Raw genomic sequence first — 15,198 nt, 5'->3', positions numbered from 1 at the left:
CAAAAATGTGCCCTAGGTGCGATCGCGCAAGGTGAATTATGGCGATCGTTTAATTAAAAACTTCTCCTAAGTGCGTTCTTAATTTATCGATACTACCCCACTGCTTCATCAAGTTTTCACTAGACAACAATTTAGCTTTAGTGTTAAACCGACCCCACTCGGCTCTCATTTCCTTCTGATCCAGGGGAATACGGCTGGGATTGTCGAAATCAGCAATCCAATGAACCTTAACCCATCGGAAAATACCCCATGTATCTGTTTTCCATTGGGGCTTATCTTCACTTCCTTCATTAACCAGTTCAACTACGTGCGTCAAGTATCGCTCGTACTCAGGTCGTTTTTGAGACAGGATGATAAGAGATCCTTTTGGTAAGTTAAAGGCGTGATTATCTACACCTGTAGCCTCATTCTTTTTAAAGTTCAACCGAAAGTAAGATCCAATAAGATAACCTTCATACGCCCAAACATCACCATCATCATTGACGTTTTTTATATATTCCAGACGACTACAATCCATTATTTTTAACCATAAATATTTGTTTGATGTTGAATCTCTAAAAGCCTTTTGGCTAAATGGAATATTAATGTAGCTTCTTTTTAGCCGATATTTTATTTTTCCACAAGTTCATTACCCATTTTTAATTTTTCACTGTTCGCCCTCGTATCCACAAAGCTAGTACACTCATTAACAACACCCCCATAACTCCTTGCAGGGGATTATTATTCACACCAGTTACCCAATCAGGAACTTGGCCAGAATATTTCACTAATTCCCCAACATTAATAATGTAGTAGCCCCATACAAAACCACCATGCAGACCGATTGGAAAACCCAAGCGTCCCCTGCGCCAACGCTTTGCCCATACTTGCGTTAACCCCAGCAGCACTAAAGCTGGGAATTGCGGCAGTGTATGAATAATTGCCTCCAATGGTTTAATAAAGTGCAATGTAGCAAACGCAATTGCATCTGTCCACAGTGCCACACGCGGACTGTAATCTCGTTGTAATTCATCTAACAACCAGCCTCGGAATAACAATTCCTCAGCAAATCCGATGCCCAAGCCAACAAGTGAACCCTCTAAAATCACTTTCAGCAAAAAAACTTTCGGTTGTTGCCACACCAACCAACCCAACAAATTTTGTACACCAAAAAGTATCAGAATATTAATTATCCCCATAGCCAAGCCACGCAGCAAATCCACACCGTTTTGTCGTGTGAATTCTAAGCCATAATGCCGCAGAATTTGGGGCTGCTGGTAGACATATTTACCCCATAGTCTCAAGATAAAAATAAACACTGCATATAACAATACCAATGTCAATATACTTTCTAAATTTGAATCATGCACTAGTAAGTATATTGGTGTAGCCAATGGCAACCATAGCAACAATAAAGTCAAAATAAAACAACCCAGCCTAATAGGGGCAGGGCGTTCAGCTAAACGGACAAGGTTTTTGTTCATACCAATGTTAAGTCACCAGCCAATACTCTATACTTCGACTAATGACCAATGACAAATGACCAATAACTATTCATCAGGTTCAATCGTGCTACTTAAACCGTGACTTTTCAATGTTTCGCAATAAAACTCAGCGTGTTCTAGGGCGCAAGTAATGACTAAAGCTAGCCCGTTAGTATGGGCTTCCATCATGATGCTCACAGCTTGGGGTTGGGTAAGGCTTGGTACAGTGGCTATTAGTGACTGCACAACATGCTCCATCGAGTTGTAGTCGTCGTTATGGAGCAAAACGCGATACCGAGGCGCGAGCTTGCGGGTTGTGGAAGGCTTTTGAATAGTTTCAACTGACACGGCTCTTTGCTCTTTTCTCGTTACTTAACTACAACAAAGTTTCTGTTTAGCGATCGCTCAACAGTTGTTTACCTATTCTATAGTATTTCTGCTCAGATACTATCCTAGAAAAACCCTTTGCTGCGAGGAATTGGTTGTATTAGTTTTGCACAGCTACTTCTGAGGCAGATGTCTTAGACATCGTTGCCGTGAGAGTGCTACCTTAATCTTATAGAAGCTTTCCTTAAACGTAGCGCATTTTTATTTTTAAGATTAAGGAATTTGCAAAATAATCCTTGCCCCTGCCCAAACTGCATAATCATGGACATTAGCCTAGATTTTCTTCAACCAGGACAAATTGTGTCTTTAGAGCATGGCGACAAGAATCTGTATGCAGAAGTGATTGAATTTGTAGTTTCTCGCCAGTTATGCTGGGTGCGTCCTTTATTAATGGTTACTTTTATTCAGGAATCGCCGCTAATTACCGATTTGCGAGATGCGTCTGACCTACTTTGGCCTGCCAATTTATTTCGGCCAGCTTTAGACACAGAAGTAATTACCTTCTTGAGCCAAGTTTTAGCAAAAGAACCAAAAACTGAACCTGACTCAGCGGCCAAGCAGCAACTCAATCAATTTATTCACCAACTTTGGCAAGCATATCAAGAGGGATTGGGGATTAGGGCATTTAATACCGACAACATTACCAACAACAGAATTTTTTGTAGGCCCCCTGACTAAACTTAGTTACCAATTACATTAGCGAGTCTTTTACCTTCGCCTAGTGTCTCCAAGAGTTAGGGAAATGCCAAAGGCGATAGCCTAGCGTTAACGAGTCATCTTTCAAAAGGAGACCCAAGGGCGATAGCGAGTCATCGAGCGTCATTACGAATTACAAATTACGAATTATTCTAATATCCCAGGCTAGGAACCAACTGGATTCGGCCAGCATCCATCTCTGCCATTAATAATTCTAGGGCTTCGTAATCAACATCAGAAATGTAACCCCGTTCCGTCAGTTCTGAGTTTATTTCATTCTCTATCTCAGGAGTTAATTTTTTAATGTCAAGAGCTTTTTCTACCAATTTACGAATAACGTACTGAGTTCTCATAAGTAATAGCCCAACCGTATATGATACTAATCATCCCAGATCAGTCTAAGTATAAAGAGTGATCCAAACACTAACTTACTAGTGATATATATCACAATTCAATTAGTTAGTTAGATAATTCGCTATGACTTTGCCGTATGCGATCAGCAACGCTAAGGTGAGAGATTTAACTTGCTGTTAAGAATTAGCTAAATTAGCTTTATTTATAGACTAAGCAAGTTTTCTCAGCATAGTTACTGATAATTTGTTTGCTCTATGGCTGTCTATAGTTGATTGTTTTTGAACTGAGATAAAAAAAAAGTATACATAAACACATTTCAAGCTGGAATTATAACAATCTTTAAACAGAGAGACTAAAGCAATAAAGATTCAGCAAAGAGAGCTAAGACGTATGGCCGATGCTACAAAATAGAGTTTATGTTCAAATAATCCTTAGCTTGACGCTTCAACAATTCTCAACAGGATGTAACTATGCAAGCAGTGCTTAACTATCCCAAGATTGCAGTTATTCGCCCCCAAGGGTCTTTGAATGCTGCAAACGCCTTGGAATTTGAACGAGATATGACTACAGTGTTGGCACAAAATGGTGTTTCCATCTTGGTAGTAGACCTAGCAGCAGTAGAATCCTTAGACAGCGCGGGGTTGATGGCATTGTTATCTACACACAAGCTGGCTCTTACTTTAGGACGGAGTTTCCAAATTTGTGCTATTGCTCCATCAATAAGAATTATTTTTGAACTGACGCAACTCGATCGGGTATTTGAAATATTAGATAGTGAGGCTGAGTTGACCCAAACATAACTTGATCTAAAAGCACAAAGATTCGGGCAATTAGTGGATTTTATGTAAAGGAGTTGTAAGTTGCAACGATAAACCTGTTAGAAGACCTAATTCAATGCTAAGGTTGGGTAGCTGTAATTAAGGTAGCTAGAAGATAGCACAGTGGTTGTTGCAGTTGAAAAATTAATAACGTCAGATATTTCAAAACCAGCCCGTTACCTAGGTAACGAGCTATTAGCAGTACACAAACCTTGGGATACGACAGCAATACATTGGGTTTTAACCTACCCAGAAGTGTATGAAGTCGGTGCATCTAATTTAGGGCACATCATCCTTTATAACATCTTGAATGCCCAACCGCGTCAATTGTGCGATCGCGCCTACCTCCCAGGGCAAGACCTGGCAACCAAACTACGCGAAACTAATACGCCGTTGTTTGCGGTAGAGTCAAAGCGATCGCTGATAGAATTCGACATTTTAGGCTTTAGCCTCAGTTATGAACTGGGTGCAACTAATATCCTTGAAATGTTGGATTTGGCTGGAATTCCCTTGACGTGGCGAGAACGCCAAGAAGCAGGGGGAGAATTTACTAATCTCCAGTCCCAGTTTCCGTTGATTTTTGCTGGTGGGCAAACAGCAACATCCAATCCTGAGCCTTATGCCGACTTCTTTGACTTTTTCGCCCTTGGAGATGGAGAAGAACTGCTGCCAGAAATTGCTTTGGTGTTGGAAGAAGGCAAACAAGCAGGATTGAGCCGGGAACATCTATTACTGGATTTGGCACAGATACCAGGTGTATATGTGCCTCAGTTTTATGACATGGCAGAGGATGGCTCAGTTCATCCTCATCGCCCAGACGTGCCAAAACGAATTTTGCGACGGGTTGCAACTCCCATACCAGCATATTCTATTGGGTTAGTTCCCTACGTAGAAACAGTGCATGACCGCTTGACCATAGAGATTCGGCGTGGTTGTACTCGTGGCTGTCGCTTTTGTCAACCAGGAATGCTGACTCGACCAGCACGGGATGTAGAACCCGATAAGGTTGTAGAAGCAATTGAACAAGGTATGCGGGCAACTGGTTACAATGAGTTTTCCCTACTATCTCTGAGTTGTTCTGATTATTTATCCCTGCCAGCAGTAGGGATGGAAATCAAAAATCGCTTAAAAAATGAAAACATTTCTTTGACTCTACCAAGCCAACGGGTAGACAGATTTGATGAAAATATTGCCAACATCCTGGGAGGTACGCGCCAAGGTGGACTGACTTTTGCTCCAGAAGCTGGTACTCAGCGAATGCGAGACATCGTAAATAAGGGTTTGACAAATGAAGAATTGTTGCGGGGAGTAAAAACCGCTTGGGAGCAAGGCTGGGATAAAATAAAGTTGTATTTTATGATTGGCTTGCCGGGTGAGACGGATGGTGATGTTTTGGGCATTGCGGAAACAGTCAGCTGGCTACAGCGAGAATGTCGAGGCAAAGGCAGAAAACCCCTAAACTTTAACCTGACAATTTCTAACTTTACGCCCAAGCCACATACACCATTCCAGTGGCACTCAGTTTCTACGGCTGAATTTAAGCGAAAACAAAACTTACTACGGCAAGAATTCCGCCGGATAAAGGCAGTGAAGGTAAATTTTACCGATGTCCGCATTTCGGCAATGGAAGACTTTGTAGGACGAGGCGATCGCAATTTAAGCAAAGTAGTGCGCCGTGCCTGGGAATTGGGTGCTGGCATGGATTCCTGGTATGAAAATTTAGATCAAGCTTTTAATGCTTGGGGATCTGCGATCGCCCAAGCTGATTTAGATTGGAAATACCGCCAAGTAGAAAATGGCGAATGGAATTTGTTTCACGCAGAAGCGCAGAAGAGATCGGAAGATGGGGAAAATACTCAACTCCTAACTCCTATACAGACGGGATTAATCGCATCTCTCCCCAATAGAGACGGGATTAATCGCATCTCTCCCCACTCCCTTGATATTCCCTTACCTTGGGATCATATTGATACCGGGATTGATAAAAAGTGGCTCCAAGAAGACTTACAACGCGCCTTAGAAGCAGCAATTGTACCCGACTGCTCTTTTGAAGGTTGTTCTCATTGTGGTGTCTGTGGCACTGACTTTGGGCATAACATCGTGATTGAATCACCTGTGATCCCAAAATTCGCTGGCGAGTTTATCCCCAATACAACTAAAGCCCAAAGGCTGCGAGTTTGGTTCGGAAAACAGGGTAATATGGCTTTGATCAGCCACTTGGATTTAATCCGTCTGTTTGACAGAATTGTGCGGCGAGCAGGCTTACCAATCGCTTTCACAGGTGGGTTTCATCCAATGCCGCGGATTTCTTTAGCAACTGCTTTGGCTCTAGGGGCTACTAGCAGCGGTGAAATTGCAGATTTTGAGTTGACAGTGCCAGTGGAGGTTGATACTTTCCGAGAACAGTTGGCTCGTGAAATGCCCACAGACATACCTATATATAATGTGGAGCAGATAGATTTAAAAGCTAGTGCCGCTACCCAACTGCTCGAGTCCGCAGAGTATTTGATTACTGTAGCAGCACTTGAAGAAACAACATCCATACAATGGCAAGACTGGATTGATACAATCAAAGCAAAAGAGGAACTTTGGTACGAGCAAACAACTAAGTCAGGTAAGAGCCAATTAATAAATCTGCGCGATCGCTTGTTTGAACTAGAATTAGTAGAAACTCACAATAGCAAAACAGAATTTATGTCATCCGTGATCCGTTATCTAGGTAGCTATCGCCAGGACGGTTTGCTATTGCGTCCCGAACAAATCCTGTTTATGCTAAAGACAGTGGCTAGTGTAGAATTTCAACTCCTGCATATCCACCGCAATCGGCTAATTTTAGCGGTATAATCCCTGTAGGGCAACTTGCTAGTAGTTCGTCCTGACATGGCAGCTTATAGGAATTGATTTTTAGTAAGGTTGCGTTAGAATAGTGTGAAGAGAAATTTTCTGGCGCTGCATTGAATTAGCTGGTTCACTACCCTGGTATCCAGGGGGCGAAAGCAAAGATATTAGAGTGCAACTTCTAGGATTTATATCCCAGACAAAAAAAGCATAATTTAAGAATGCACACTTTCTCTATAGCTACCTTGTGAATCAGTAACTAACAGCAGGCTCGGTTAGCTTCTCTAAATCCATCCTTTTTAAGCAACTGCTGAATGTCTAATCCACAGTAGAACCAAAAAGCTAGTGCATTAGTTTTTTAGAGTTGAAGCAACTGCCGTCGGTTGGTCTAACTTGTAGACGTTCATAGACGCGCAAAGCGCGGCTTGCGTTAGGCTAGAACGCCTCAAGGTAGGGTAGTAACTGGCGTTGCTGAGTATAACCCTAAGGATAAAACCGGGGAATGGAACATAGAAATAGTTTCTTTTTCTTAACGAATTCAGTAGGTTACTCTCAAATGAATGTCCTGAGTTAAAATGCTCACTCAGGATTTAGAACTTTCAACTCAGAACTCTCAAGATTTGAGTGTATTGCATCACAAATCAACCACGGACGGTTGATTTAATTGCTTAAACAATATGCAGCCGTTCTAGAATAATCAGCCGTGGAAACGCTTTTAAGAGCGCCAATAGCTATTTAACTTAGAAGCCCAGGTTTGCGATTTTTATTATCAGTAGCGCCTTTTGAGGGTTGTGAGGGCAGCAAAAATATAATATCAAACCGAGAAAAAACTGGTATTAAAACTGACGCAAAGACGCGGGGAGTTTTGAATTACAAGTAATTAACCGGGCTTGATACAACAAACCTCAAACCTATAAGTGCTGCCAATTTTTGAGGAAATTGAATGCCAAAACAAATTATCATCGCGGAGCAGCACCAAATTGCTGCGGTTTTTTCTGAAGATCAAATACAAGAACTCGTTGTTGCTACCGGTCATCACCAAATAGGTGATATCTACTTAGGAGTAGTAGAAAACGTATTGCCTGGGATAGATGCAGCTTTTGTCAATATTGGCGACCCAGAGCGCAACGGTTTTATTCACGTCACTGACTTGGGGCCATTGAAGCTCAAGCGTACCGCAGCGGCAATTACAGAATTATTAGCACCACAGCAGAAAGTTTTGGTGCAAGTAATGAAAGAGCCAACTGGGACAAAAGGGCCCAGGCTCACGGGTAATATTACCTTACCCGGACGCTACGTAGTACTGATGCCTTATGGTAGAGGTGTAAATTTATCCCGACGGATTAAAAGTGAAAGTGAGCGCAACCGTTTGCGGGCACTAGCGATTTTGGTCAAACCGGCGGGAATGGGTTTGCTCGTGCGTACAGAAGCCGAAGGCAAACCCGAAGAAGCAATTATGGAAGATTTGGAGTTGCTACAAAAGCAATGGGAGGCGATCCAGCAGGAAGCGCATTCCACCCGTGCCCCAGCACTGCTTAACCGAGACGATGACTTTATCCAGCGCGTATTGCGGGATATGTACGGCGCGGATGTCAATCGGATTGTCGTAGATTCCAGTACCGGTTTGAAGCGCGTCAAACAGTACTTGCAAAATTGGAGTGGCGGTCAAACACCGCAGGGATTGTTGATTGACCATCACCGCGATCGCTCCCCAATTTTAGAATACTTCCGCATCACTGCCGCCATTCGAGAAGCTCTGAAACCAAGGGTAGACCTACCTTCTGGCGGTTACATTATTATCGAGCCGACAGAGGCATTAACCGTAATTGATGTTAACTCAGGTTCCTTCACGCGATCAGCAACAGCTAGAGAAACAGTTTTGTGGACAAACTGCGAAGCTGCAACAGAAATTGCTCGTCAGTTGCGTCTACGGAATATTGCCGGAGTGATCGTTGTTGATTTTATTGATATGGAATCGCGGCGTGACCAACTACAAGTTCTCGAACATTTTAATAAAGCACTCAAAGCAGACAAAGCTCGTCCTCAGATTGCCCAACTCACCGAACTAGGTTTAGTAGAATTGACCCGCAAACGTCAGGGTCAAAATATTTACGAATTGTTTGGTGAAACTTGTCCTACCTGTGGCGGTTTAGGACATACCGTGCGTCTCCCCGGAGAAATCGAAAACCGATTGCCAATACCGGCAGACACACCAGAACGTGAGCGTTTTGTATCTCTACCTCACCGAGAACCACGTCAGCCATCTGCCCGCACCCCGGAACCACGAGAAACCTATGATGGGTTTGGGGAAGCATTTGACGGCGACCCGGAATTGAGTAATCTAAATCTAATCAATCATCCTAGTTATCAAGAACTGAATGATAACAAGCGTCGTACCCGTACTCGCCGCAGTAAAATCGGCATCAACGGGTTAAACGGGAAAGATGAAGCTCGCGTTATTGCCCATCCCCTACCTTTTGTCAATGAGCCAGACTTAGACCTTGATATTGAACCAGAATTAGGAATTGCACCAGAGTTCCCCTCGCCCACCCTTGGTAAACCAGGTTGGAGTGAAAGAGTAGAGCGCACTAAAGTTATCAAAGCAGAACCAATTAAGCCAGTGGTAGAACCACCGGAGATTAGAACTGTAGAAATGAGCCTCCAAGAACAGGATATATTTGCCTTAATGGGAATATCTCCCTTGGTGAAGTTGGAGCAAGAGGTTAAAAATACCAAGTCTGTGATTATTAATGTGATTCAGCCTGGTCAACTGCCAACGACCCCAACTGAATCAACCTCAGAATCAACTATTGCCCAAAAAGCAACACCGGAAATAACCACTGTTGCTCAAAAAGCGACACCGGAAATAATCACTATTGCCCAAAAAGCAACACCTGAAATAACCACAAGCAAAATACCGACACCAAAAGTTATTGAGCCAGAACAAAAATCTTTGATAGAAGAGCCATCTGAACCATTGGAGTTGACTGCGAATCTTTCGGAACGTTTGTCTGCGAAAACCTCTGCCGCCAGCGAGGTCGCAGATGAAAGTGAAGCTAATAGTAGTGCCACTGCTAGCCGTCGCCGCCGCCGTCGTTCTTCCGCAATTGAAGATAATTAATTTGTTTTATGGTAGAAACGTCGCCAGCACCCTTGGAAAAATCCAGTTGGCTGGAGTTTTCTACCTTCTCAGGAATTCCAGGGTTGGTTGCAGGTATAGATGAAGTAGGGCGGGGTGCCCTATTTGGCCCTGTAGTGGCAGCAGCAGTGATATTACCAAGTCATGCTTTACCAATACTGATAGCAGCCAAAATTAAAGACAGTAAAAAGTTGTCTAGTCCTCGGAGAACTCAGCTAGCGCAGCAAATTTGTGAGCTAGCTATAGACTGGAAAATTGGGTTTGCTTCAACTGCCGAAATTGACAAGATAAATATTTTGCAAGCAACGCTGTTAGCAATGAAGCGGGCTGTGCTGAAGTTAAAGGTACAGCCTGCAATTTGCTTGGTTGACGGCAATCAGTCAATCAAAGACTTGCTATTGCCGCAACAAACAATAGTCAAAGGGGATGAGCGATCGCTCGCTATTGCCTCTGCTAGTATTGTTGCTAAGGTTTGGCGTGATGAGCTGGTAATGCGTTTAGCATTAAAATACCCTATGTACAACCTAGAGTGTAACAAGGGTTATGGTAGCCAGCGACATTTGCTGGCTTTGCAACAATACGGGCCTTCGCCCCTACATCGTCAGTCTTTTCGTCCTTGCCAAATCAAAGTACTAAACGCTGAGTGATTAAATAATTACTCGGCATTCAGGATTGGCAATTCAGTACCGTTACCGTCCAGTCCTCTATCTTTAGTTTGTGATATCACCCAGTAGCGATAATCCGCCAAAAGTTGATTTAATAACCGTTGCTTGACTGATAACAGTACGCTTTTGAGCAAAGTATTGCCAGTAGCTTCTAAAATTGGCTTAGGAGTGAAGGAAAATGGCGGTGGCAAATCCACCAGCACTTCTAAATCAGCCCTTCCTTGCAGGCGAGTGCCAGTGCTTAACTCTTTGGGAGATAGATGCCCTTTTAAATTAAGAGCAAAGCGCTGGTTAATATACTCGAAACCCAGGATTTCACAGCCTAGCGATCGCAAATAAATTATTCCATTTGATTCTGCCCAAACTCTCATGTCTACAGTAGGTTGAATACTCAATGACATAAAAGTTAACGGACGCATTTTCAAGCGAAATACTTCCTCAGAAAGCTGCTCAATTCTACTGTTATCAGCCAAAGCCTTAACTAGACGTTGAGGCTGACGCAAGTAGTGCTGAATGGCAATAGGCTGCTCTGGAACAGCGATTTCCACTGATTGGGAGGCAGTAAACTTGGTAGCCATGAATTAAAGGAAGTAATTGTTTGATACTTCTATTATTGATTAATTTATTATGTTTATTTTTTTTAATTTAGTTTACATTTGGCTAGCAATTTCAACAAGAATTCCATCCAAATCACGGACATAAGCCACTGTTTGTCCCCAAGGCTTAACTTTGGCATCTACAACAATCACAGCACCAACTTCTATCGCACGCGATACAGCTGCTGTTATATCGTCTGTTACAAAACCAATCTCAATACCAGCAGGTAGATTTGAGAGACTGTTTTCTTGGAATCCTTGGGGAAGGTTAGATTTTGCAAGTTCATTTGAGGCGAAAGCGAGAGTTGTTCCATCCGTTTCCATCTCGGCGTATTGTTTGCTCTCGTGAATAAACTGCTGTTTCAGACCAAACGCCTTTTCATAAAAAGCGACCGATTGAACAACATCCTTCACATAGAGAATTGTGTAAGAGAACTTCATAATCTTTAATTTCTCGCTGAAACAACCACTGAAGCTAAAGTAGTACATTTGCTCTATCTAGTCAAGCACCCACACTTTTGTACAGGTACAAACTGTATAATTACACTACTTACAAGACCAGTATGTAATTAAATAAATCAAATTAAAGCAATATTCTTGGTCAATAAAGAAAGGGTGGGTTTACTCACGATATAGTCTATAAATTAAACAGATAACTAATAAACACATGACCTTATCGATCGCACATTTAGGGCCTCCCGGCACTTATGCAGAACAAGCAGCTGTTTTTTATGTCAACTGGCTAACTAAAAGTACGGGAGTTGAGGCTAGGTTATATCCCTATCCCACCATCTCTCAGTCACTGCACGCCGTTGCTGATGGTCAAGCCCACTTGGCTGTTGTGCCAGTAGAAAATTCTATTGAAGGGAGTGTGACTATGACATTAGATACACTGTGGCAGTTGGACAGTTTGCAAATTCAGTTAGCCTTAGTATTACCTATTGTCCATACGTTAATTTCTTGTGCGTCTAGCTTAGATAAAATCAAAACTGTTTACTCTCATCCGCAAGCTTTGGCACAATGTCAGGGATGGTTACACCAGTTTCTCTCATCTGTACAGATTATTCCCAGCAATTCTACAACCGAAGCACTACAGCGATTGGAGCAAGAGACAACAACAGCAGCGATCGCTTCTAGTAGAGCAGCTCAACTTTACAACCTGCCGATCCTTGCTAGTGGCATCAACGACTATCCAGAAAACTGTACTCGTTTTTGGGTAGTAAGTCAGGTTGAAGCGGACGCTGGATACCAAACATCAAAAGAGCCTACGAGTCATACATCGCTAGCTTTTAGTATGCCTGCAAACACACCCGGAGCATTACTCAAACCTTTGCAAATATTTGCTCAACGAGGAATTAACCTCAGCCGGATTGAATCTCGTCCAACGAAGCGATCGCTAGGCGAATACTTATTTTTTATGGATTTAGAAGCGGATGTCAACGAAGCACAAATGCAATCTGCTTTAGCAGAATTAACTATCCACACAGAGATTTTAAAAATTCTTGGCGCTTACAATGTTTTGCCGATCAGCGCTGTTACTTGAGAAGTTAAGAGTTAAAAATTATCATTTCGGATTTAGGAGTTACGAGTTATTTAGCTGAGGAAATATAAATTATAAGTTGTCGATCTTTTATTTTTGTTTTTTCTTCCTAACTCGTAACTTGTAACTCCTCACTCTTCACTTTTCACTAAATGTGTCTTTGAGAACAGCGCGAGCTGCCAAGTGATTCCGAGTAGAGGTTAAAATTTCTGCTTCCCGCTCTAGACGAGTTACAGTATCTTGCATTTCTAACAATAATTGCTGCTCTGCGGCGACACCATAAAGGTTACTGGCTACCCAATAAGATAACTCTGTAGGTAGATCAGGCAAATCTTCTGGTAATTCGATATTTTGTTCGGTTAATTTGGCTGATAGACGCACAACATCTCGCAGTAGTTGTTCTACTTCAGTTGATAAAGGTCGCAAATCTTTAGTCGGTGGTTGGTCTTCTATCCACTCTACTAAACCAACGCGGTATGGCTTTTCACGAACATATTCTAATACACGAAATCTTTGCTGCCCTAAAGTCATCATCTTGATCCGATCATCTGGCAGCCGTTGGTGATGAATAATTTCGGCACAGCAACCAGTGTTTGCGATTGTACCTTTGACTGGATCGAACATCAAAACACCGAACCTGCGATCGCTCTCCAAAATCGTGTTCATCATGATTCGGTAGCGAAATTCAAAGATGTGTAGAGGCAACGGTCTGGTAGGAAACAGAACTACTTCGGGTAACGGGAACAGAGGTAGTTCACGAACTGCAATTTTAGAAGATGATGTCATTGTTATCTTGGTATAAACTTAATCTTTAAAATTTCTTTTTCTCTGCTTTTCCCGTACTTTATCTACATTCTATCATTTGTTTCCTGGCTAAATAAAAGCCCTGAGATATATTTCTTCAGGGCTGTGTAAAAAATTATACTATTGTTTTTGTCGTTTGTCTGAGTACTAATGACTAATGACTAAATTAAAGTTTGACTTCAATATCTACACCTGATGGTAGATCCAATTTCATCAGGGCATCAATAGTCTTAGAAGAGGGCTGGTAAATATCAATGATCCGGCGATGAGTACGGGTTTCAAAGTGTTCCCGTGAATCTTTATCTACGTGAGGCGATCGCAGCACACAATAGATCCGGCGTTTTGTTGGTAAAGGAATTGGGCCTACGGCTGTAGCATTGGTGCGGTTAGCTGTATCTACAATCTTCTCGCAAGATGTGTCTAATAAGCGTCGGTCAAAAGCTTGTAAGCGAATTCTAATTTTCTGCTGCTGTAGAGTTGCCATCTTTAATTTTCCAGGTTCTGCGTAATTAGGGGAGTATTTACAGGTTAAAGGTTACAGGGTATAGGTTACAGAAAACTATTACCTGTCCCCTGTAACCTATTACCTTATTTATAGAGGGAAGAGAAAGGAGCAGAGAGGCACAATAAAGACCATCTCTGCTCCTTTGTTATGAGCGAAAAGGTGCTACTTGATAATTTTGGAGACGACACCAGCACCGATGGTACGTCCACCTTCGCGGATAGCGAAGCGCATTCCTTGTTCAATAGCGATCGCGTTGATCAATTCTACTGTCATCTTGATGCGATCGCCTGGCATCACCATTTCTACTTCTTTGCCATCATCGGAGGTGTAGGCTTTGATAGTACCAGTTACATCAGTTGTCCGCACATAGAACTGGGGACGGTAGCCAGCGAAAAATGGAGTCTTACGACCACCTTCTTTTTCTGTTAAGACATAAACCTCACCTTCAAATTCATTGTGAGGTTTAATCGAACCAGGTTTGGCAATTACCATACCCCGTTCAATATCAGCCTTCTGGATACCCCGAAGTAGTACGCCAGCGTTATCCCCAGCCATACCTTGCTCAAGACTCTTCTTGAACATTTCAATCCCAGTTACGGTAGTAGCACGAGTATCTCTGATACCCACTAGTTCAACGTTATCGCCAACTTTGACTACACCGCGTTCAATCCGACCCGTGGCCACAGTACCACGACCCGTGATTGAGAACACGTCTTCTACAGCCATCAGGAAGGGTTTATCAACATCCCGCTCAGGAGTGGGGATGTAAGAATCTACAGCATCCATCAGTTCATAGATTTTGTCTACCCAAGGATTTTCACCGCGTTGGGTCTTGGGATTCTTGGTCATTGCTTCCAGAGCTTGCAGACCAGAGCCTTTGATAATAGGGATATCATCGCCAGGGAAATCATAGCTAGAAAGCAGTTCTCTAAGTTCTAGTTCTACTAGTTCCAAGAGTTCTGGGTCATCCATCAAATCTTCTTTGTTCATGAAGACCACCAGGGCCGGCACGCCGACCTGACGGGCCAGCAGGATGTGCTCGCGGGTCTGCGGCATCGGGCCGTCAGCGGCCGACACCACCAGGATCGCGCCGTCCATCTGCGCGGCGCCGGTGATCATGTTCTTCACATAGTCGGCGTGGCCGGGGCAGTCGACGTGGGCGTAGTGACGGTTGGCCGTCTCATATTCCACGTGCGCGGTGTTGATCGTGATGCCGCGGGCCTTCTCTTCCGGCGCAGCGTCGATGTCGGCGTAGCCTTTAGCTACAGCTTGACCCATAGCTGCCAAGGTCATAGTGATGGCTGCTGTCAAGGTAGTTTTACCGTGGTCAACGTGGCCAACTGTACCGATATTAATGTGGGGTTTATTCCTTTCAAACTTTGCGCGTGCCATG

15 protein-coding genes are annotated in these 15,198 nt (G+C 43.1%); 6 read left to right on the top strand and 9 right to left on the bottom strand.

Translation table 11 applies throughout. From position 1 onward, the window contains the following. Positions 1–49: 49 nt before the first annotated feature. From ANSO36C_RS12010 to clpS, 3 genes are all read right to left on the bottom strand, one after another. A complete protein-coding gene (locus tag ANSO36C_RS12010) occupies positions 50–517 on the bottom strand; it encodes a hypothetical protein (RefSeq protein ID WP_251959718.1) in 468 nt (155 codons plus the stop codon). A gap of 121 nt (positions 518–638) precedes the next feature. Next, positions 639–1,463, bottom strand: coding sequence for a CPBP family intramembrane glutamic endopeptidase (locus tag ANSO36C_RS12005; RefSeq protein WP_251959717.1), 825 nt, complete (start codon positions 1,461–1,463; stop codon positions 639–641). A gap of 66 nt (positions 1,464–1,529) precedes the next feature. After that, positions 1,530–1,811 carry an ATP-dependent Clp protease adapter ClpS gene (gene clpS / locus ANSO36C_RS12000; protein WP_069070124.1) on the bottom strand — a complete coding sequence of 94 codons (282 nt, stop codon included), beginning with the start codon at positions 1,809–1,811 and terminating at the stop codon, positions 1,530–1,532. Positions 1,812–2,111: 300 nt separating this feature from the next. On the opposite strand from clpS, the gene ANSO36C_RS11995 reads away from it, so the two are divergent. Then, positions 2,112–2,528: a hypothetical protein gene (locus ANSO36C_RS11995; RefSeq protein ID WP_251959716.1), complete on the top strand. Its 417-nt coding sequence runs from the start codon at positions 2,112–2,114 to the stop codon at positions 2,526–2,528. Positions 2,529–2,698: 170 nt separating this feature from the next. On the opposite strand, the gene ANSO36C_RS11990 is transcribed toward ANSO36C_RS11995, so the two are convergent. Beyond that, a complete protein-coding gene (locus ANSO36C_RS11990) occupies positions 2,699–2,899 on the bottom strand; it encodes a hypothetical protein (protein ID WP_190938933.1) in 201 nt (66 codons plus the stop codon). Between the two features lie 471 nt (positions 2,900–3,370). Here ANSO36C_RS11990 and ANSO36C_RS11985 point away from each other — a divergent pair, with 471 nt between their 5' ends. The 4 genes from ANSO36C_RS11985 (at position 3,371) to ANSO36C_RS11970 (ending at position 10,342) form a co-directional block, all read left to right on the top strand. Next, positions 3,371–3,700 (top strand): STAS domain-containing protein, encoded by a 330-nt coding sequence (locus ANSO36C_RS11985; protein WP_251959715.1) that lies wholly within the window; start codon positions 3,371–3,373, stop codon positions 3,698–3,700. Positions 3,701–3,841: 141 nt separating this feature from the next. Further along, positions 3,842–6,562, top strand: coding sequence for a TIGR03960 family B12-binding radical SAM protein (locus ANSO36C_RS11980; protein WP_251959714.1), 2,721 nt, complete (start codon positions 3,842–3,844; stop codon positions 6,560–6,562). Positions 6,563–7,499: 937 nt separating this feature from the next. Then, a complete protein-coding gene (locus ANSO36C_RS11975; RefSeq protein ID WP_251959713.1) occupies positions 7,500–9,677 on the top strand; it encodes an Rne/Rng family ribonuclease in 2,178 nt (725 codons plus the stop codon). Between the two features lie 8 nt (positions 9,678–9,685). Beyond that, positions 9,686–10,342, top strand: coding sequence for a ribonuclease HII (locus ANSO36C_RS11970; RefSeq protein ID WP_251959712.1), 657 nt, complete (start codon positions 9,686–9,688; stop codon positions 10,340–10,342). A gap of 8 nt (positions 10,343–10,350) precedes the next feature. On the opposite strand, the gene ANSO36C_RS11965 is transcribed toward ANSO36C_RS11970, so the two are convergent. Both ANSO36C_RS11965 and ANSO36C_RS11960 read right to left on the bottom strand, forming a co-directional pair. Continuing rightward, positions 10,351–10,938 carry a DUF1997 domain-containing protein gene (locus ANSO36C_RS11965; RefSeq protein ID WP_251959711.1) on the bottom strand — a complete coding sequence of 196 codons (588 nt, stop codon included), beginning with the start codon at positions 10,936–10,938 and terminating at the stop codon, positions 10,351–10,353. Between the two features lie 72 nt (positions 10,939–11,010). Continuing rightward, on the bottom strand, positions 11,011–11,397 hold the full coding sequence (locus ANSO36C_RS11960; RefSeq protein WP_251959710.1) for a VOC family protein: 387 nt from the start codon (positions 11,395–11,397) through the stop codon (positions 11,011–11,013). Between the two features lie 226 nt (positions 11,398–11,623). On the opposite strand from ANSO36C_RS11960, the gene pheA reads away from it, so the two are divergent. Next, complete coding sequence (gene pheA, locus ANSO36C_RS11955; protein WP_251959709.1) at positions 11,624–12,499, top strand: prephenate dehydratase; 876 nt, start codon at positions 11,624–11,626, stop codon at positions 12,497–12,499. Positions 12,500–12,634: 135 nt separating this feature from the next. On the opposite strand, the gene ANSO36C_RS11950 is transcribed toward pheA, so the two are convergent. The 3 genes from ANSO36C_RS11950 to tuf form a co-directional block, all read right to left on the bottom strand. Further along, positions 12,635–13,282 (bottom strand): LON peptidase substrate-binding domain-containing protein, encoded by a 648-nt coding sequence (locus tag ANSO36C_RS11950; RefSeq protein ID WP_094349488.1) that lies wholly within the window; start codon positions 13,280–13,282, stop codon positions 12,635–12,637. Between the two features lie 184 nt (positions 13,283–13,466). Next, positions 13,467–13,784: a 30S ribosomal protein S10 gene (rpsJ, locus tag ANSO36C_RS11945; protein WP_017320518.1), complete on the bottom strand. Its 318-nt coding sequence runs from the start codon at positions 13,782–13,784 to the stop codon at positions 13,467–13,469. A gap of 183 nt (positions 13,785–13,967) precedes the next feature. Beyond that, complete coding sequence (tuf, locus tag ANSO36C_RS11940) at positions 13,968–15,197, bottom strand: elongation factor Tu (protein WP_251959708.1); 1,230 nt, start codon at positions 15,195–15,197, stop codon at positions 13,968–13,970. Between the last annotated feature and the right edge of the window lies 1 nt (position 15,198).

Source organism: Nostoc cf. commune SO-36, from assembly GCF_023734775.1.
GTDB classification, from domain to species: Bacteria; Cyanobacteriota; Cyanobacteriia; order Cyanobacteriales; family Nostocaceae; genus Nostoc; species Nostoc commune_A.
This window is presented reverse-complemented; position numbering and strand designations above follow the sequence as displayed.

What these genes read in the sequence shown, in the direction of transcription:
- ANSO36C_RS12010 (WP_251959718.1), bottom strand. Translation starts at nt 517, where the DNA reads ATGGATTGTAGTCGTCTGGAATATATAAAAAACGTCAATGATGATGGT.
- ANSO36C_RS12005 (WP_251959717.1), bottom strand. Translation starts at nt 1,463, where the DNA reads ATGAACAAAAACCTTGTCCGTTTAGCTGAACGCCCTGCCCCTATTAGG.
- ANSO36C_RS11995 (WP_251959716.1), top strand. Translation starts at nt 2,112, where the DNA reads ATGGACATTAGCCTAGATTTTCTTCAACCAGGACAAATTGTGTCTTTA.
- ANSO36C_RS11990 (WP_190938933.1), bottom strand. Translation starts at nt 2,899, where the DNA reads ATGAGAACTCAGTACGTTATTCGTAAATTGGTAGAAAAAGCTCTTGAC.
- ANSO36C_RS11985 (WP_251959715.1), top strand. Translation starts at nt 3,371, where the DNA reads ATGCAAGCAGTGCTTAACTATCCCAAGATTGCAGTTATTCGCCCCCAA.
- ANSO36C_RS11975 (WP_251959713.1), top strand. Translation starts at nt 7,500, where the DNA reads ATGCCAAAACAAATTATCATCGCGGAGCAGCACCAAATTGCTGCGGTT.
- ANSO36C_RS11970 (WP_251959712.1), top strand. Translation starts at nt 9,686, where the DNA reads ATGGTAGAAACGTCGCCAGCACCCTTGGAAAAATCCAGTTGGCTGGAG.
- ANSO36C_RS11965 (WP_251959711.1), bottom strand. Translation starts at nt 10,938, where the DNA reads ATGGCTACCAAGTTTACTGCCTCCCAATCAGTGGAAATCGCTGTTCCA.
- ANSO36C_RS11960 (WP_251959710.1), bottom strand. Translation starts at nt 11,397, where the DNA reads ATGAAGTTCTCTTACACAATTCTCTATGTGAAGGATGTTGTTCAATCG.
- pheA (WP_251959709.1), top strand. Translation starts at nt 11,624, where the DNA reads ATGACCTTATCGATCGCACATTTAGGGCCTCCCGGCACTTATGCAGAA.
- ANSO36C_RS11950 (WP_094349488.1), bottom strand. Translation starts at nt 13,282, where the DNA reads ATGACATCATCTTCTAAAATTGCAGTTCGTGAACTACCTCTGTTCCCG.
- rpsJ (WP_017320518.1), bottom strand. Translation starts at nt 13,784, where the DNA reads ATGGCAACTCTACAGCAGCAGAAAATTAGAATTCGCTTACAAGCTTTT.
- tuf (WP_251959708.1), bottom strand. Translation starts at nt 15,197, where the DNA reads ATGGCACGCGCAAAGTTTGAAAGGAATAAACCCCACATTAATATCGGT.